The following is an 18,009-nucleotide window of genomic DNA, read 5'->3' as shown; positions in this document are numbered from 1 at the left end:
TGACAACTACGGAGGAAAGATGAGCGTCAACCCGTTCGATGACGAGGACGGCGAGTTCTACGTGCTGGTCAACGACGAGGAGCAGCACTCGCTGTGGCCCACCTTCGGTGACGTGCCCGACGGCTGGCGAATCGTGTTCGGGCCGGCCGGCCGAGCGGAGAGCGTGGCATACGTGGAGGAGAACTGGACCGACATGCGGCCCAAGAGCCTGCGTGAGGCGATGTCGGCAGCATGACGTACGTCGTGGGCCCGCAGGCGGACGCGTCCGCCTGCGGGCCCACGATTTTAAACTTCCGCGATGCCGGTGGCGGAAGGTGCGCACAGAAGTCTTCACAGGATGTCTAGGTATAGAACTGGGATGTGGCAAGCCGGAGATCGCCGGGGGGTGATCGGCCCGGGTCACTCCGCCGGCTCCGCGTCGCGCGCCAGACACTTTTTGGAGGCCCCATGACTGTTGCGTCGCCCAGGCAGAGCCAAGAAGACCTTTCGCTCGTCCCGGACACTCATGACGTCATCCGCGTGGTCGGGGCACGGGAGAACAACCTCAAGGACATCCGACTGGAGATCCCGAAGCGCCGGCTTACCGTGTTCACCGGTGTCTCCGGCTCGGGGAAGAGTTCCCTGGTGTTCGATACGATCGCCGCGGAGTCACAGCGTCTGATCAACGAGACCTACAGCGCGTTCGTGCAAGGGTTCATGCCCACGCTGTCGCGCCCCGACGTCGACGTGCTCGATGGCCTCACCACGGCGATCATCGTCAGCCAGGAGCGGATCGGCAACAATCCGCGTTCCACCGTGGGCACCGTGACGGACGCCAACGCGATGCTGCGCATCCTGTTCAGCCGGCTCGGCGAGCCACGACTGAGCTCCCCGCGGTCGTACTCGTTCAACATTCCCTCGATCAGCGTCGCGAACGCGGTCACCGTCGGCCGAGGGAGCCGGGCGGTCGAGGAGCAACGCGTCTTCGACGTCGCCGGCGGCATGTGCCCACGCTGCGAAGGCACGGGGTCGGTCAACGACGTCGACCTCACCCAGCTCTACGACGCCACGAAGTCGCTCGACGAGGGTGCCATTCGGGTGCCCGGCTACCAGGTCGGCGGCTACAACCACCGGCTCTACGCCGGGTCCGGGCTGCTCGACCCCGGCAAGCCCGTCGAGAAGTACACCGAGAAGGAGCTCAACGACTTCCTCTACCGGGAACCGACCCGGCTGAAGATCGGCGACTACCACACGAACTACGAAGGGCTGGTCGCAAGGGTCCAGAAGACGCTGCTCACCAAGGACATCGAGGCGCTTCAGCCGCACGTACGCGCATTCGTGGAGCGTGCGGTCACGTTCACGGCGTGCCCAGACTGCGGCGGTACCCGGCTCAACGAGCAGGCCCGGTCATCCAGGATCAAGGGCATCAACATCGCCGACGCCTCCGCGATGCAGATCAACGACCTCGCCGAATGGGTCCGCGACCTGGCCGAGCCATCCGTCGCGCCGCTGCTGGCCACGCTCCTGCACACGCTCGACTCGTTCGTGAGTATCGGGCTGGGCTACCTCTCCCTCGACCGGGCCTCCGGCACACTCTCCGGCGGCGAGGCACAGCGGGTCAAGATGATCCGCCACCTCGGGTCACCGCTCACCGACGTCACCTACGTCTTCGACGAGCCGACGATCGGGCTTCACCCCCACGACATCCAACGGATGAACAAACTCCTGCTGCGGCTCCGCGACAAGGGCAACACGGTGCTCGTCGTGGAGCACAAGCCGGAGACCATCGCCATCGCCGACCACGTCGTCGATCTCGGTCCCGGCGCCGGCACCGCAGGCGGCACCGTCTGCTTCGAGGGCACCGTCGAGGAACTGCGTTCCGCCGACACGCTGACCGGCCGCCATCTTGACGACAAGGCGTCGCTGAAGGACAGGGTGCGTACCCGGTCGGGCTCGCTCGAGGTCCGGGGCGCGAACAAACACAACCTGCGAGACGTCGACGTCGACATCCCGCTCGGCGTGCTCGTCGTCGTGACCGGCGTGGCAGGCTCCGGCAAGAGCTCACTGATCGAAGGGTCGGTATCGGGACGCGACGGCGTGATCACGATCGACCAGGGGTCGATCAAGGGCTCCCGTCGAAGCAACCCCGCCACCTACACCGGCCTCCTCGATCCCATCCGCAAGGCGTTCGCCAAAGCCAACGGCGTGAAGCCGGCGCTGTTCAGCTCGAATTCCGAGGGGGCCTGTGCCACGTGCAAGGGTGCAGGCGTCATCTACACCGACCTGGCGATCATGGCGGGCGCGGCGACCACCTGTGACGACTGCGAGGGCAGGCGGTTCCAGGACTTCGTGCTCCAGTACCGTCTCGGCGGTCGCGACATCAGCGAGGTGCTGGCCATGTCCGTGGCCGAGGCCGGGCGCTTCTTCGCTGCGGGTCAGGCACGTACGCCCGCCGCCGTCGTCATCCTCGAACGGCTCGCCGACGTGGGGCTTGGCTACCTTTCCCTCGGCCAGCCACTCCCCACACTCTCCGGAGGCGAGCGACAGCGGCTCAAGCTCGCCGCGCACCTGGCTGACCAGGGTGGCATCGTCGTGCTCGACGAGCCGACCACCGGCCTGCACCTCGCCGACGTGGAGCAGTTACTCGGTCTGCTCGACCGGCTCGTGGACGCTGGCCGGTCGGTCATGGTCATCGAGCATCACCAGGCGGTCATGGCCCACGCCGACTGGATCATCGACCTCGGTCCGGCCGCCGGCCACGACGGCGGTCGTGTCGTCTTCGAAGGCTGCCCGGCCGACCTCGTAGCCAGCCGCGCCACCCTCACGGGCGAACACCTCGCGGCGTACGTAGGGGTCTGACGGCCTGCCTGACACGGTTTCCGGCCGCCTGCCGTGGCGGCCGGTCACCGCTCGTACAAGCACCCGCTCTGTCGGCCTCGGCCCACGCGTGCGATGGCATCCATGGCGGTACCCGACCGCCGCCTCAGGCTCCACCCTGCCCTGACCAGGCCGTTCTCCAGGACGCGGCGATCGGTTCGGGTCGATCCGGGTAGCCCGGCACAGGTGTTTCTGCTGTCCCCGTACCTGACCGAACCCAGCTCTTCGTGGCCCTGGCGAAGTTCTTTCATCCTTGTGGCATGCGTGTTGCGTGACCCCATGGTCGCGTTGAGTATTGGGATTCGTAATTGGATATCTCGCCTGCGGGGGGATGCGGTGATGGAGGCGACTGGCGTTGCGGCTGCGCAGGTGCGAGCACCGGCCGAGCCGAGCCGGCCCGTCGCGTTCGGGGTCGAAGTCGTCATGGACACACAGCCGGGGCGATGCCGTCACGGATCCGTGCCCATGACGCTCTGACAGATCCGTTGACCGCGACCCGTCGCCGATGGTGACGGGGGCAGGGCCTTTCGCGAGATGTTTTGGGGGATTTGCTTGTGGGCGGTCGGAACTCCGATGTCGTCTTCATCCGCTGGCCCGCTCAGGCGGACCTGAGAACCCGGTGCCGGAAGGAGGGAGTGCCGCGGCTGCTCGTCGTGGAGGGCGGTGCGCAGCCGCCGATCAGCAATGACCCGGTCGAGGACTGGGTCCGGCCGCCGGTGTCCAGGAACGACCTGGAGGCACGGGTCAAGGCACTACAGCAACGCTTCAACAGCCGACGGCTGCCGACCATCGACTCTACCGGGACGTTGACCTTCGGCCGTCACTCGATCGTCATCTCCAACACCCAGGCGGAGCTGATGCGGCTGCTCATCGAACGCTTCGGCGAAGTCGTGTACCGCATCGAGTTCGTGCAGTGCCTCGCCATCCGGACGCCCGCGCTGAACAGAAACTCGCTCGACCTGCACATCATGCGGCTGCGCCGCCGGCTCCTACCGATCGACCTGGCGATCCGGACCGTGTGGGGTCGGGGCTACATGTTGGCGTATGCGGCCTCCGCCGAGGCCATCATCAGAAACGCCAGCGGCATGTGATGATGCCCACCGAAACAGCTCAAATCGCCGTACCGTCGAGCTGAAGGTTGCGGTGCGTGGCTTCCGCCGGTCCGGCGGAAGCAGCGAGGAGCGCGTCCAGCGCGCCGAGGCGGCCCTCGCGGACGAACCATTCCCGGCCGTAGGCTGCGGCGAAGCATGAGGGGTCGAGGTCTGCCGCCCCGACCTGGCTGGCGTGCGTGGCCATCGCGGCCATCTTCGCGAGCAGGTCGGCACCTTCCGCGTCGACAGCGAGCGAGATCCGGGACGCCGGCACCCCCATGTCCGTCAAGTCGCCGGCAGCACGCTGCAACACGTGACGTGGCCCCGCGCGAAGAGCTGAGGCATCCACGGTGGCCTGGTATCCCGCCAGCTGAAGGCTGCGGGTGACCAGAGCGCCCACCCGGTGCACCTGAACGTGGTCCACGTGCCGGTAGATGCCGCCGGGATCATAGTGAACCAGCGTGGTCGCACCCTCACGGCTGGCGATCCGGGCCACCTGTCGGGCGACCCTCGTGGCGGACGCCGCGCCGAGGGTGCCGGCCCGGTACGGGCCGCCGTGCGCACCGGAATCGGCGTAGCCCAGCACCTCCAATCTGGCTACGCCGAGCAGGTCACAGGCACGTTCGAGTTCGGCGAGACGGCGGCTGCGCAAACTCTCACCGCGTGACAACGGCACGTGTGGAACACCGGCGGCACCATCGGTGGCCATGACGAGGATCACGCGGGCGCCAGCGTCGGCCAGGCGACGCATGGTCAGCCCGGTGAAGATTGCCTCGTCGTCCGGGTGAGCGTGCAGGACGATGACCGTGTGCGAGGAGAGCATGATGTGATCCCTTTTGGTCGCGGCGGCTGAGCACGGTCGCGACGACAGCGCGTGCGGCCACGCGCTGCGACGCACTCCGCTCGAACCGGAAGCCGAAGAAGCCGACGTGTGGTGCCCGCGCTATGCGCTGCGCGGAGAACGGCTAGGTCATAGCTACCGCACCCCACTCGCGTGGCGGTACGTCACGGAGGTGTCTCGTGAACTCCCACAAGTGACCTTCGAGGTCACGGACCAGGTACTGGCGCAGTCCCCACGGCTTGTCCTGCAGGGGCTGCACGATGTCGGCACCTGCCGCCGTGGAGCGCATGAAGTGCTCGTCGACGTCGGAGACCCAGACGATGATCTGCTTGCAGGTGTGCCCGCCGGTGCAGGTGACCGTGTAGAGCTCGCCGGTACGCCGGACCATGACGATCCCACCGCCGGTGTCCAGATCGGCGTGTCGGATGGTCCCGATGGCCGGCTGCCGGAGCAGCAGCCGGAACCCGAAGACCCGTACCAGCCAGTCGACAGCACGATCGGGGTCCGTGTAGGCGAGTTCGACGACCACGTGAGGGAAGCCGCGGGCCGGGTCGTACACAGAGTCTCCTTCGTTCGGCGAGCAGCTTGCCGACGTCAACGGTTCGACGTCACCATTTCGGGACAGGGACTTCTGATGTCGGAAGTTCTCGACATCCCTGTCGAGGCAGGCTACCCACGTTTTGAGACACCAGGGCCCGCGACGAAGCATCTGCGAAAGAGGTGCCAACCGTCCCATCGGACGCCGCCGCTCGCGGTGGAGGCGGTCCCGGCCGCCGGGGACTGTAATACGGTCCGGGCGTCACGGTGCGTGCCGGCGTGCGGTTCTGGTCCGGCCGATCTGAGGGCGACGGTTGATTGGTTGGCAGGAATCAAGCCGGAGAGTGTCGGATCTGGCGGATCCCGTTCGTAGCGTACGCAGAGCCGGAGATCGGGTCCGGGGACGATCAGAGGGAGCGAACATGCCTGAGAGGGCGGTCCGCAGTAACTTGATCTGGTCTAATGCATTGCGTCCGGTTGGCGGCCTTCCGGCGGGTTCGCTGTTGTTACAGCACCAGGTCGATCTATGGGATGTGAGTCTTGGTCGTGACTGTGAGGCGGCTGCGGCGTTAGCCCGGTCATGGGTGATCGAAAACCGTATCCCAGTGACGTCAGCGACGAGCAGTGGGAGCTGATTGGACCGTTTCTGCAGGCGTGGAAGGCCAAGCGGGTCGCGGTGTCGGTGTCTGGTCGTGAGGGTGACTACGACCTGCGGGAGATCGTGAACGCGATCTTCTACCAGAATCGGACCGGTTGTCAGTGGGCGTACCTGCCGCACGACCTGCCGCCGAAGTCGGCCACCTACTACTACTTCGCCCTGTGGCGTGACGACGGCACTGACCAGGTGATCCACGATCTGCTGCGCTGCCAGGCCAGGGAAAAAGTCGGTCGTCGGGAGGATCCGAGCGCGGTCGTGTTGGACACCCAGTCGATCAGGGCGGCGAACCACATTCCGGCCGCGACGACCGGCAAGGACGCGGCCAAGAAGGTGTCCGGGCGTAAGCGGGGCCTGGCAGTGGACGCGTTGGGGCTGGTCATCGCGGTCGTGGTCACCGCGGCGTCGGTCACCGACAACACCATCGGCATCCGGCTGCTCGACAAAGTCGTCGCACACACCCCGACGGTGAGCCGCGCCTGGGTCGACGCCGGGTTCAAACAGGACCTCGCCCTGCACGGCGCCGTCCTCGGGGTCGACGTCGAGGTCGTCAAACGCTCCGACACCCGGCCCGGGTTCGTGCCGATCCGTAAGCGGTGGATCGTCGAGCAGGTCAACGGCACGCTGATGCTGCACCGCCGCCTCGTGCGCGAGTACGAGAGCCGCCCAGAGTCCTCGGTGTCACGAACCCTGTGGGCGTCGACGGCGAACATCGTGCGGCGGCTGACCGGGACCAGCACACCCTCCTGGCGGCACCGGTGAACCTTCCCACCGTCCTCGACCTGATCACCGACCGGGAGACCACCGCACGCCAACGCGCCGACCGGCTCCGCGAGCAGATCACCGCACTGACCGGCGAACTCGCCCGCCTCGACGGCGAACTGGCCGACCTCGCGACCACCCGCACCACCCTGCGCACTCTCGCCGCCGACGAGTTCACCGCCGACGACCCGACGATCGCCAGCGGGCCCTACCAGCAGATCCTGCACATCCTTGGCACCGCGCCCGCCGGCATGCGCGCCAAAGGCATCTGCCTCGCCCTCGGCGTCGAACCCTCACCGAAGAACGTCGAAGGCACCCGCGCCAAGCTGAAACGCATGGTCAACCGCCACGTCCTCACCGAAGACGAACCCGGAGTATTCACCCTCAGCCAGAAACGGACCTAACACTCCGAACCGCCCTCTGAAACAGGGCCTAGCGTCCCGAGTTCCCGCTCGAAAATAAGGTAATATATTGCCTATGTCAACGACGAGCGATCCTCCCAATCCGCTACGCCTGCGGCCCGACCAGGCCGAGGATCTCTCCGAGCAGTCACTGCTGGCGGTGCAGGCGTTCCGCACGACTTTGCACCTCGCCGCGCGGCTCCGGGCGGCGATGGACCAGCGGCTACGCGAGGATGGCCTCACCACCCAGCAGGCGGCACTGATCACGGTCGTCGAGACGGCCGGGGCGCCGTCGCTGTCCGAGGCCGCCAGCGCGCTGACCTGCACCCGACAAAACCTCAAGCAGCTCGCCAACGCCCTGGAGCGGAAAGGACTCATTGAGCTGCGCGCCGACCGGCACGACGCGCGGGTCACCCGCCTCGTCGCGACCCGGCGCAGCCGCGCCTACTGGGCATCCCGCGACACCAGCGACGTCGAAGCGGTCACCGCCTGGTTCAGCGACCTCGATCCACCCACCCTACGCACACTCCTGGACTCGCTCGAACGCGTGCTCGCCCGAGTCGATGAGCGCAGTGAGACGCCGAACTGATGCACCGCGCACCAGCGGCCGCTGGGGACGGGCTCAGCGCTTCCGCTCATCGATACGAGCCGTCCGCTGACTTATCGGCCTCGCAGCTGCGGCCCGCGACGCCCCGCTAGCAAATCCGGACGCCAAGATCATACTGTCGGGTTGTGTTCCCCAGGGCACACACGGTGGCGGGTGTCCGGCTCCGTGACCGGAGGGGGCTTGTCGCGGCGGCAGTAGGGACCGCAGGCGATTGCCCACGATCTGGAAAAATGCGGTCAGCGGGCGGTCGGCGAGGATCAGCGACCCTCACCGAGCCTGACGCCGGACGCGAGAGATGAGCGTGGCGAACTGGACAGCCGCAAACCGCATGCAGTCGGCTGACGACATTGCTACCTTGCTGCCGATGGCGAGGCGAAGGTATGTGGCGAGGGGCGTTGAGGGCGGCTACCGAATCTGGGACAACCGGGCCTGTCGGTGGTGGGGCGACCTTTATGAGCTCTGCCCAGACGAGTTGCTCAACGAGCTGAACGGTGCCCGTGACTACGCCGAGATCACGGCGCTGCTCCGGAAGCACCGAGCGCAGAAGCGGTAACGGCCGTACATCAGGCCGCCGCGCTCGTGCGGCCATGAGCGCGGGCGGTCAATCGCCGCTTAGAGTTGCCGGCAACGCGGACAACGTTCGCGGTGACCAGCCGTTCGACGGCCTGCCCGCGCCGTTGAAAAGGAAGACCAGGGCGCAAATGTTCGGCCTCGTTGGGCCGCACCCGATTACCAGCCCGTCTTTGGCGCGGACCCCGGCCGCGACGCCCTGCATCACACCGATGCCCCGCCACAGATAACAACCGCATCTCGCTCTGCGAGTAGCTCGTCCCACACGCCGCGGGCCGCCTCCAATGGCGACCAGTCGCTCGATCATTTGCCATTGGAGAAGGCCCGCTCAGAGCGTGTTTGAGAAGGTCTGTTGTGGACGGTGTGGCGGCGTGACATCTGTTGCCGGGGCGGGCAGGGTGGCGCGGTGGTTGCACGTCGTGGTTACCCCTCGGACCTGACTGACGCCCAGTGGGCGCTGATCGAGCCGTTGTTGCCCGAGCCGAGCACGGACGGCCGCAGGGAGAAGCATCCGCGTCGGGAGATCGTGAACGCGATCTTGTACGTGGTGCGGTCGGGGTGTCCGTGGCGCTATCTGCCGGCGGATCTGCCGCCGTGGCAGACGGTGTACTGGTACTTCACCCGGTGGGAAGAAGCCGGCGTCACCGAGAAGCTCCTGACCACGCTGCGGGTCAAGGCGCGGGTGCAGCAAGGCCGTCAGCCGGACCCGTCGGCGGGGATCATCGACTCGCAGACGGTGAAGGGCGCGGATACCGTGGGTCGGGACAGTCGGGGCTACGACGCCGGGAAGAAGGTCAACGGCCGCAAGCGGTTCATCGTCACCGACACCCTGGGACTGCTGGTCGCCGTCACCGTCCTCGCCGCGAGTTGGCAGGACCGCGACGGTGCCAAGACCGCCCTGCTGGGCGCCTACATGATCAGCCCGATCCGGCATGTCTACGCCGACCAGGGCTTCGCCGGCCGCCTGGTCGACTGGACTCGCGACACCTTGCGCACCACCCTGGAGATCGTCCGTAAACCCGCTGAGCAGCGCGGTTTCGCCGTCCACCCACGTCGGTGGGTGGTCGAGCGGACTCTGGCCTGGCTCACCGCCTGCCGCCGCCTGGCCCGCGACTACGAGCGCCACCCGGCCATCTCCGCAGCCCTCATCCGCTGGGCCGCCATCGCCGGCATCACCCGCCGCATCACCCGCGGCCAACCCGCCCGCCGGCAACCCCGCCGCACCTTCACCAGGACCTGATCAACTCCATCTCAAACACGCTCTCAGGTCAAGGGCGCACTACCGGGACGAGATATCTGTCACCGGACGTCGGTCAGTGGGTGGCGGTGAAGTTGTACAACTCCGACGCGGTGTCGTCGAAATAGGGTGACCACCACAAGGTCGGTGCCGTGTACGAGTTGAGCGTGCTGTTGACGCCGTTGAGGTAGCCCCAGTTCCCATCCCAGTTGATCAGCCATGGGCCGCCGCTGGCGCCTGCGGTCAGGTCGCAGTTGATGCGGATCCGCGCCCCGGACTGAGTCGAGTTGCCGCTGCACCTCAACAGGTTGCCGCCGTCGAAGGGCGCGCCGCTCGGGTAGCCGAAGTTGTTGATGCCGACCGTGAAGCCCTGGTGCGTACGGAAGCCGTGGCCCCCGAACTGGTTCACGATTCGGACGCCGTTCCGGGTGTTCATGATGGCCACGGCCATGTCGGCCTCCCAGTTGGAGCTGTCGATCCAACTGCTCCAGGTCCACAGCTCTCGGGCCGTCCAGGTGCCGTGCGGCCGCGGGTTGGCAAGGTCATCGTCGTAACCCGGGACGAACGACCAGTTGGTGGCGAGACTGCTGCCGGGGCCGCCGTGGATGCAGTGGCCAGCTGTCCACACGGTGTTGAAGCCGACCGAGTTGATGACCGCGCCGGAGCAGACCCACGATCCGCCGTCCATGTTGAAAAAGACCTTGCCGTTGGACCGGGCGGTGGGGTGGTTAAAGCCGAGGTTCGGGTTGATGGCCTGCGTGGACATGCCCGGGGTGCCCATCAGGCCCGCCACCGGAGGCACATCCACCGGCTTGGACCGGCTGGTCGGCGCGGCGGACGAGGTCCCTCCACTCTCGGCGAAACGCCGTGCCGCGGCCTTGTACGAGGGAGACTCCTCGACCGGCTTGGCATTGCGCATCCGCTCGGGCGTCCAGTACGCCTCGATCGCCGCGTCGGCAGTCACCCGCGCGCCGTACCGCTGCCTGCCGGCCGCCCACGCCTCGGCGCTGACTGCCGTGCCCACCTGACGGATGCTGTCACCGTCGGCGTGCGGAGCCGCCTGCGCCGGCTGGCCGACGGTCAGCAGCGGCAGGGCCAAGGCCAGGGCCAGGATGGGGTACGTTAGCCGCCGACCGCCGATCGTTCTTGCTCTCATCGAACATCCCTCTTCTCGGGTCGTGTGAGATACCGGGGATTGCCCCGGTCAATATCGAGTTTCGGTTCTCTACGACTGGTCATGCGGCCATCTTGGACCAGGTTTGACACCGTTGGGCGGCCGCTGTCGAAAAGCAGACAGACGTTCGTCGATTTATTGCTGATCCAAATCCGCCGCTTATCCGTCGATGTCGTGGGCCCACCCGGCGGGCCCGATGCCGACAAGCACATTGATGAGGAAAGACGTGACTGTGCTACCTGCGCTATGCATCATCCATAGAGGCCGGTCGCCCCGACCACCCAGCTCAAGCGGCTGCCCGTCGAACACGCAATGGCCCTGGGAGGGACTTTACAAAAAACGGCACTGTCTCATATTCGGTGGCGACGGAGGGTGCTGGTTAGCCGAGCAGGATGCGCTGTCGTAGGAGGGTGAAGTCGGCGCGTCCGTACATTTGTCGCTTGATCAGTTTGGTTCTGGTGTTAACGCCTTTGGCGCCGCCGATGTGGGAGGGTGGGTCAGGGCGGCATCGACAGCGGCGCGGTCCAGGCCGAGACCGCGAATGACAGTGTGCAGGTGGGGCAGGTCGGTCGCCTTGGCCTCGGCGATCCACGAGGCGAGACGGTCGTTGTAGCCGATTGCGCGGGTCAGAAGCGCGGCGAACGGCAACCCATCGCCGGTCAGCGTCGGTGATCTCGGCGTCGCGCCAGTCGAACAGACGAGCTGTCGCCCATCGGTCAGGCGCTCTGCCGCAGGTAGGTACGTACGCCGAGCAGCACCGACAGCACGCTGATCGACAGGGCGACCAGGACTGTCGACAGTACGGTCGCGCTGAACACCTCACCCTGGAACGCGCTGCGCATGCCATCCACGATGTACCGGAAAGGGGTGAGCCGGGAGACCAGGTCCAGCCAGCGCGGAGCGAAGGACATCGGTAGCAGCACCCCGGACAGCAGCAGCAGCGGCATCAGGCCGGTATTGAGGGTGGGGCCCAACGTGTCCTCGCTCTTGACGGTCAGCGCGAGAGCGCAGGACAGACTCGCCAGGCCGAGCGAGAGAAGCGTGACCACGCCGAGTGCCACCAGCACACCCGGCACCGACGCGCGCAGGCCCAGCGGCAACGCCACCACGACCAGCAGCACCGCCTGCACCACCAGCAGCGCGACGTCACGCAGCACCCGGCCGAGCAGCAACGCCACCCGGCTCACCGGAGTGACCCGCAGCCGCTCGATCACCCCTCCGCGCCACTCGGCGATCACTCCGAACCCGACGAAGGCGGAGCCGAAGAGACAGAGTTGCACGAGCACCCCCGGCACGTAGGTCTGCCAGGCGCGCTCCGGTGCGACGCCGGTGATCGACAGGGTGCTCGTCATCAGCGGGCCGTAGAGCACCAGGAAGGCCACCGGCTGGGAGATCCCGATGACGATCCACAGCGGGTTGCGCAGGGAGATGCGTAGGTGGCGCTGAAAAACCAGCAGGATGTCAACGAGCAGGGACATGGTCCGCCCCCTCGGTGGTCGGGATGGGGGACTGTTGGTCTTGCGGGTCGTCGCGCAGTTCGCGGCCGGTGAGGCTGAGGAAGACGTCGTCCAGACTGGCCCGCGCCAGTTGCAGGGCACGGACGCCGATGCCCGCGCCGGACAGGGCGGTGATCACGTCGGTGATCCCCTGTTCGGCGTCGGCCAGGGTGACCTGGATACCGCCCGTGCTCGTCACCGCGGCCTGCCGGACGCCCGGCAGCCCGGCCAGCAGCCGTTGGCTAGCGGCCGGATCGCCGACCACCTCCATGGTCAGCACGTCTGCGGCCAGCTGGCGCTTCAGGTTCACGGGAGTGTCTTCGGCGACGATCCGCCCGTGGTCGATCACGAGGATCCGGTCGCAGAGCGCGTCGGCCTCGTCGAGGTAGTGGGTGGTCAGGAAGACGGTGGTGCCGTGGTCCTCGCGGAGCCGGCGGGTGTGCTCCCACAGGTTGTTGCGGCTGTGCGGGTCCAGGCCGGCGGTGGGTTCGTCGAGGAAGATGACCTGCGGATCGTGGACCAGGCCGAGCGCGATGTCGAGGCGGCGGCGCTGGCCGCCGGAGAGCGAGCCGACCAGCCGCTTACCCAGCCCGCCGAGGTCCAGCTGTTCGAGTAGTTCGACCACCCGGCGCCGGGCGGGTGCGACCGGGATCCGGTAGAGGCGCGCCTGCAGGAACAGTTCCTCGTCGACCAGGGCGTTGGGGTCGGTACCGCCGTACTGGGCGACGTACCCGATTCGGCGGCGTACCTCGCGGGGAGCGGTGGCCAGGTCCGCGCCGGCGATCCGGGCCGTGCCACTGGTCGGGCGGAGCAGCGTGGTCAGCATCCGCAGAGTGGTGGTCTTGCCGGCGCCGTTGGGTCCGAGGAAGCCGACGATCTCGCCAGCCTCGACCCGCAGGTTGACGCCTCGGACCGCCGCGACGCTCTGCCGGCCGGACCGGAATGTGCGGGTCAACTCGTTCGCTTCGATGATGCTCATGTCCCTGCCTCGCTTCCCGCATCCGCGGCCCGGCCGTCGCCCTCGGCCAGCACCGTCAGCTCCCGCCACGCCTGCGGATCAGCCGGATCGGCGGGTGCGCCCCGGTGCAGGACGTATCGGTGTGGGGTGATCGCCGTGGGTGAGTCGACGAGCCGTCGTAGGCAGGCCAGGTGTGCCCGCGCGGGGTCGGTGATCTCGGCTACGGCGGCCAGGTGGGCGACGACGGTTGCCCCCTCGGGTCCTTCGTCGGTCACGAAGGCTCGGGCCGGCCCGGGCAGGGCTGCTTGCAGTACCCGGTTGACCTCGCTGAGCTGGATCCAGCTGTGGTCGACGAAGTGCCAGTCGCCGTCGCGGGGGATCGGGTCGATGCCGGCGAGGGCGCCGAGGTCGTCCAGGGCGACGTTGCCGGTGGCCGCCACGGCGAGCACCCGTTCGGTGCCGAGCAGCAGCGCCTCCATCTCCGCGTCGGGAAGGTACCGGTTGTCCCCGGTGATCAGTTCCAGGATCAGCGCCTGCTCGGTCCGGACCAGGTGGAACAGCAGCAGGTTGGTGAAGCCGGTCGGCGTCCACCAGTCGATGAAGGTCTCCGTGGTGGCTACCGTCGGCAGATCCGGCGGGGCGTTGCCGGAGATGTTGTTGAAGACGCCGTCACGGACCATCGGCATGCCGCGCTCGTGCGCGATGCGGTCGTGCGCGCGCTGCAGCGCCTCGGCGTCGAAGACACTGTTCCGGTTGGCCCGCAGCAACGCGGTCCCGGCGTGCCGCACCAGCGAGTCGTAGTCGGGCTGGTCGACGTCGAGGCTGATCAGGCCGTCCTGGGACACGGTGCCGACATAGTCGCGCAGCGGCACGCCGAGCCGGTTGGCGGCGGGGGAGTAGAGCACCACGTTCCGCTGGCCGGTGCGGAGGGCGAGCACGGCGGCGAGCGCGGCGAGCACCGCCATGGCCCGGCTCGCGCCGGTGCGGGCGGTGATCCGGTCCAGCGCGGCGGCTGCCCGTGACGAGTGCAGGTCCGCGCTGCGCGGCGTGGGCGTCATCGACGGCTCGACACCTGTGGTCGGTCGGGGCAGTACGCAGCGGGGGCGCCGCCGCAGTATTGCGGACCAGTACCGCAGCGCCGCGTCCGCCTGCCGCAGGCCCTTCGGTGAACGTTCCCGATCGGCCCGGTCCAGCGGCTGGTGCGGTGGTGCGTCCCCGTCGGTCACGGTCCCGGTGAGCAGCCCGGTGAAGCGTTCGCCCAGCACTGTCATGCTCACGTAGTCGGCGGCCATGTGTGAGTAGACGGCGACCACCGCGTGCACCAGGTCGCCCTCGACCGCCACGGCGAGGCGCAGCGGCAGATCTTCGGAGAGGTCGAATGGGCGCGCACGCAGCTGGGCGATCAGCTCCCGGGACAGCGTCGTGCCGTCCGGCTGGGCCGGTCGTTGGTGTATCTCGATCGGCAGGTCGACGGTACGCGCCACGCGCTGCACCGGACCGTCCGGCCCGTCGTGGTAGGTGGTGCGCAGCGACTCGTACCGGCGGACCAGCGCGCTCAGGGCGGCGCAGGCGCGCTCGAGTGTGGTCCCCGCCGGCACCTTGAAAATCCACTGCACCAGGCCGAGGAAGTGGTCGTCGGTGAGCGCAGAGATCCATTGCAGCGCGTTCGCCTGACCGAGGGTCAGTGGGCCCTGCGCGTCGCGGTCGCCGTCGACGCGCAGGCGGATGGTACGGACGGTCTCGCTCGGGGCGGTCATCGGTGGTCCTCCGTGGATGCGCGGCCGTCACCGCGGGCCAGCACTGGCCGGGAACGCCAGGCCGCCAGGTCGGTGAGGTCGGTCGGAGCCGAGTCGTGCAGGACGTAGTGGTGCGGGGCGGCCACGGCGTACCGGCCACCGAGGTGGGCCATGCACGCCGTGTGCGCCTGGCGCGGGGTCCGGACGCCGTCGGAGGCGAGCAGGTGCGCGGTCAGCCGGTGCCCGTCACCGTCTGGTTCGGCCGTCGCGTACGCCGGGGTGCCGAGTGCCTCGCGCAGCAGAGTTTGAACCTCACTGAGCTGCACCCAGCTGACCCCCACCCGCACCCAGTTGCTGTCGCGGGGCACCGGGGTCAGTCCGGTGAGGTCAGGCACGTCCGCCAGGTGCAGCGGCCCGGCACCGGCGGCGACGAGGACGCCTTCCATCCCTCGCAGCAGTCCGGCGATCTCGGGCTGGGGCACGTGTCGGGTGTCACCGGTACTCAGGCCGACCACCAGAGCCGGCTGGGCGGCGATCAGCTGGAGCACCAGGCGGTTGGGAAAGGGTGGCGCCGGCATCCAGGTGAGAGTGCTGTGCTCGGCGGCCCCCGCCGTGGGCGACCAGCGCAGATCGGGGGGATCCAACGGGGGCAACTGGACATTGGTCGTCTCGTCGGTACCCGAGGGCAGGTGGGCGCTGATGTTGTTGAAGACGCAGTCGCGGCTGAAGTCCATGCCCTGCTCGTCGTTGATCTGGACGGCATGGGTGACCAGTTCGGTCACGTCGAAGATGCTGCTGCGGTTGGCTCGCAGCATGGCCGCGCTGGTCCGCCGTACCAGGTCATCGAAGGTCGGTCCGGTCACGTCGACCACCACGAGGCCGTCCTGGGCCAGTGTGCCGACGTAGTCGCGCAGCCGGGAGGTGAACCGGTTGCTCGACAGTGAGGCGAACACGCAGCGGGACTGGCCGACTCGCACCGACACCACGGCGGAGAACGCGGCCAGCACGGCGGCCGCCGGACTGGCCTGTGTCCGGGCGGCGATCCGGTCGAGGGCGGCGGTGGCGGACGAGGAGCGCAGGGCGGCGCTGGCCGGGCCGTCGCCGTCGCCGACCGGCGGCAACGCCATCAGGCACTGGGGTATCTGGCGCAGGTGTTGGGTCCAGTACCGCAAAGCCGCCGCGGTTCGCCGCCGCCCGCGCGGCGAGGCCTCCTCCGCCGCCTGGTCGAGCGGCTGGTGCCGAGCGGCCCCGACGGACCGGTTGCCGGCGGTGCCGATCAGCTCGGCGAACTCCCGACCAAGAATGGCCATACTTCCATAGTCAACCGCCATGTGTGAATAGACGGTAACCGCTGCTAGTGCCTTATCCTCGACCAGCGCGATCGCCAGGCGTACCGGTAATTCATTGACCAGGTCGAACGGTTTCTGACGGAGCTGGTCGATCATCCGCTGGGAGGTCAGTTCCGTGTCGGCGGATGCGTCTACCTGGTGAATTTCGGCCGCGAGGACCCCACTACGCAGGACACGTTGACGCATCTCCCCGTCGTGCTCGTGAAAGGTGGTGCGCAGCGACTCGTGCCGGGCGAGCAGGATGGCGAAGGCCTCCACCACGTCCGCGACGGGGGTGTCGGCCGGCAGTGGCAGCTTCCACTGCAAAGTGGCCATCGGATTGGACACGTCTGTTCGCATCCACTGCCAGGTGTTGGTCTGGCCGCAGGTGAGGGCTCCTTCGCCAGCCCGGAGACCCTCGAATGCGATCTTCATCCGGTCGGCCAGCGTGGGACTGGACATCGGGTCTCCCGTTCGTCGGCGATCGGCGTGACTGTCGCCCACCCTCGCCCGCGCGGCTCCGTCGTAGGTAGTCGGGAAAACCCCATTGTTGGCCGGGCCTGGGGCGCGAACGTGGTCCGTACGTCCTGTTCGGTACGAATTGCCAGGGGTTTGGCGATGAATGGTCGGCAAAGCGAGTGAATTGTCTGCTCTGGATTACAATCTGCAACGTCTCTTTATCCGGTCTTCTTGGTCCTCGGGATACTGGGGATTACCCCATTGCCCGCCCTGTGACCGGCTCCTAACGTAGTGGCGTCTGACGATCAATAAATGACCGGAGGATTGCCCCATGACCACGCTGGCACCGACCCGGTCCGATGTCGTGCTGCGCCGGATGGAGGCGTACGCACCGGAACGCTCGGTCACCGTGGAGGAGATCGCGGCAGGGCTGGGCCTGAACCGCTACCAGACCCGGCTGTTCCGCCGCATCCGCGGGCTGGACCGGTTGCGCATCGACCCCGACCTCGGGCTCTTCGACCTGGTCTGCCCGCCGGCCCAGGCCCTGCTGTCCACCGTCGAGGAGCGCGACCGCATCCGTTACCTGATCTTCGCGCACACCGCGCAGGACCTCACCCCGACCACCCTGGTCGCGGCCGACACGCTGCGTGAACGCCTCGGCCTCACCAACGCCGAGGCGTTCGCGGTGACCCAACACGCCTGCGCCAGCGGCCTGCTCGCCGTCGAGATCGCCGGCGAGCTGTTGCGCGCCGACGGGGATCCCGCCGCCCTCGCGCTGGTGCTCACCGGCGAACAGCCGTTCACCAGGGCGATCCAGGTGCTCTGGAACACCTCGATCATCGGCGAGGCGTCCTCCGCCTGCCTGATCGGACTTGGCGGTGCGGGCACCCGGGTGCTGTCGTACGCCTCCCGCACGGTGGGCGAGTTCTTCGACGGGTACCAACTCGCCGGGGAGGCCCTGCACCGCTTCGGCAGCACGTACCACACCCACCTGGCCGAGGTGATCCGGGAGGCGCTGGACGACGCCGCGCTGGACCTGGACGACATCACCATGGTCATCCCGCACAACGTCAACGTCTCCTCCTGGATCACCATCTGCGCCACCCTGGGGCTGGACCGGGACCGGGTCTTCCTGGACAACGTCGGCGAGTACTCGCACTGCTCCTGCGCGGACCCCTTCCTCAACCTCGCGACGCTCGCCGGCCGTGGCGCGCTGGTCGCGGGAGGCCGTTACCTGGTCACCGCCGTCGGCCTGGGCGCCACCTATTCCGCCATGGTCGTCGAGTGCTGAGGGAGCCGAG

At 67.9% G+C, this 18,009-nt stretch carries 16 protein-coding genes and 1 pseudogene; 9 read left to right on the top strand and 8 right to left on the bottom strand.

Features of this window, described 5'->3' with window-relative positions; genetic code table 11:
• Positions 1-19 precede the first annotated feature (19 nt).
• The 3 genes from ENC19_RS16330 to ENC19_RS16320 all read left to right on the top strand — a co-directional run bounded on the left by ENC19_RS16330 (position 20) and on the right by ENC19_RS16320 (position 3,947).
• A complete protein-coding gene (locus tag ENC19_RS16330; RefSeq protein WP_164448039.1) occupies positions 20-235 on the top strand; it encodes an MbtH family protein in 216 nt (71 codons plus the stop codon).
• Between the two features lie 212 nt (positions 236-447).
• Entirely contained in the window at positions 448-2,838 is a 2,391-nt protein-coding gene (locus tag ENC19_RS16325) for an ATP-binding cassette domain-containing protein (protein WP_164448038.1), read from the top strand.
• 653 nt (positions 2,839-3,491) lie between these two features.
• On the top strand, positions 3,492-3,947 hold the full coding sequence (locus ENC19_RS16320) for a winged helix-turn-helix domain-containing protein (RefSeq protein ID WP_208020923.1): 456 nt from the start codon (positions 3,492-3,494) through the stop codon (positions 3,945-3,947).
• Positions 3,948-3,966: 19 nt separating this feature from the next.
• Here the strand turns inward: ENC19_RS16320 and ENC19_RS16315 are convergent, their stop codons facing one another.
• Positions 3,967-4,770 (bottom strand): PIG-L deacetylase family protein, encoded by an 804-nt coding sequence (locus tag ENC19_RS16315; protein WP_164448037.1) that lies wholly within the window; start codon positions 4,768-4,770, stop codon positions 3,967-3,969.
• 142 nt (positions 4,771-4,912) lie between these two features.
• A complete protein-coding gene (locus ENC19_RS16310; protein ID WP_164448036.1) occupies positions 4,913-5,347 on the bottom strand; it encodes a VOC family protein in 435 nt (144 codons plus the stop codon).
• A 558-nt stretch (positions 5,348-5,905) separates the two neighbouring features.
• Between ENC19_RS16310 and ENC19_RS16305 the strand changes: the two genes are divergently transcribed.
• The 5 genes from ENC19_RS16305 to ENC19_RS16285 all read left to right on the top strand — a co-directional run bounded on the left by ENC19_RS16305 (position 5,906) and on the right by ENC19_RS16285 (position 9,560).
• The gene (locus ENC19_RS16305; RefSeq protein WP_164448035.1) at positions 5,906-6,742 is read left to right on the top strand and encodes an IS5 family transposase; all 837 of its coding nucleotides are present in this window, start codon (positions 5,906-5,908) and stop codon (positions 6,740-6,742) included.
• Positions 6,739-7,146: a hypothetical protein gene (locus ENC19_RS16300; RefSeq protein WP_164446304.1), complete on the top strand. Its 408-nt coding sequence runs from the start codon at positions 6,739-6,741 to the stop codon at positions 7,144-7,146. The genes ENC19_RS16305 and ENC19_RS16300 overlap by 4 nt, the downstream gene beginning before the upstream one ends.
• Positions 7,147-7,219: 73 nt before the next feature.
• On the top strand, positions 7,220-7,732 hold the full coding sequence (locus ENC19_RS16295) for a MarR family winged helix-turn-helix transcriptional regulator (RefSeq protein ID WP_164448034.1): 513 nt from the start codon (positions 7,220-7,222) through the stop codon (positions 7,730-7,732).
• A gap of 382 nt (positions 7,733-8,114) precedes the next feature.
• Positions 8,115-8,303, top strand: coding sequence for a hypothetical protein (locus ENC19_RS16290; protein WP_164448033.1), 189 nt, complete (start codon positions 8,115-8,117; stop codon positions 8,301-8,303).
• Between the two features lie 393 nt (positions 8,304-8,696).
• Positions 8,697-9,560 (top strand): IS5 family transposase, encoded by an 864-nt coding sequence (locus ENC19_RS16285; RefSeq protein WP_164448360.1) that lies wholly within the window; start codon positions 8,697-8,699, stop codon positions 9,558-9,560.
• 73 nt (positions 9,561-9,633) lie between these two features.
• Here the strand turns inward: ENC19_RS16285 and ENC19_RS16280 are convergent, their stop codons facing one another.
• From ENC19_RS16280 to ENC19_RS16255, 6 genes and pseudogenes are all read right to left on the bottom strand, one after another.
• Positions 9,634-10,713, bottom strand: coding sequence for a trypsin-like serine peptidase (locus tag ENC19_RS16280; protein WP_164448032.1), 1,080 nt, complete (start codon positions 10,711-10,713; stop codon positions 9,634-9,636).
• A gap of 397 nt (positions 10,714-11,110) precedes the next feature.
• A pseudogene (locus ENC19_RS16275) lies at positions 11,111-11,379 on the bottom strand (transposase); the annotation flags it as partial.
• A 68-nt stretch (positions 11,380-11,447) separates the two neighbouring features.
• Positions 11,448-12,209 carry an ABC transporter permease gene (locus tag ENC19_RS16270; protein ID WP_164448031.1) on the bottom strand — a complete coding sequence of 254 codons (762 nt, stop codon included), beginning with the start codon at positions 12,207-12,209 and terminating at the stop codon, positions 11,448-11,450.
• Positions 12,193-13,206 (bottom strand): ATP-binding cassette domain-containing protein, encoded by a 1,014-nt coding sequence (locus ENC19_RS16265; protein ID WP_166458698.1) that lies wholly within the window; start codon positions 13,204-13,206, stop codon positions 12,193-12,195. Before ENC19_RS16265 ends, ENC19_RS16270 begins: the two co-directional genes overlap by 17 nt.
• The gene (locus ENC19_RS16260; RefSeq protein WP_164448030.1) at positions 13,203-14,942 is read right to left on the bottom strand and encodes a condensation domain-containing protein; all 1,740 of its coding nucleotides are present in this window, start codon (positions 14,940-14,942) and stop codon (positions 13,203-13,205) included. The genes ENC19_RS16265 and ENC19_RS16260 overlap by 4 nt, the downstream gene beginning before the upstream one ends.
• A complete protein-coding gene (locus tag ENC19_RS16255) occupies positions 14,939-16,711 on the bottom strand; it encodes a condensation domain-containing protein (RefSeq protein ID WP_164448029.1) in 1,773 nt (590 codons plus the stop codon). The genes ENC19_RS16260 and ENC19_RS16255 overlap by 4 nt, the downstream gene beginning before the upstream one ends.
• A 328-nt stretch (positions 16,712-17,039) precedes the next feature.
• Here ENC19_RS16255 and ENC19_RS16250 point away from each other — a divergent pair, with 328 nt between their 5' ends.
• Entirely contained in the window at positions 17,040-17,999 is a 960-nt protein-coding gene (locus tag ENC19_RS16250; RefSeq protein ID WP_164448028.1) for a 3-oxoacyl-[acyl-carrier-protein] synthase III C-terminal domain-containing protein, read from the top strand.
• Positions 18,000-18,009 lie beyond the last annotated feature (10 nt).

The organism is Verrucosispora sioxanthis, from assembly GCF_010560025.1.
Lineage (GTDB): Bacteria > Actinomycetota > Actinomycetes > Mycobacteriales > Micromonosporaceae > Micromonospora > Micromonospora palythoicola.
Note: the sequence above shows the minus strand (reverse complement) of the source record. Positions and strands in the feature narration are given on the sequence as shown.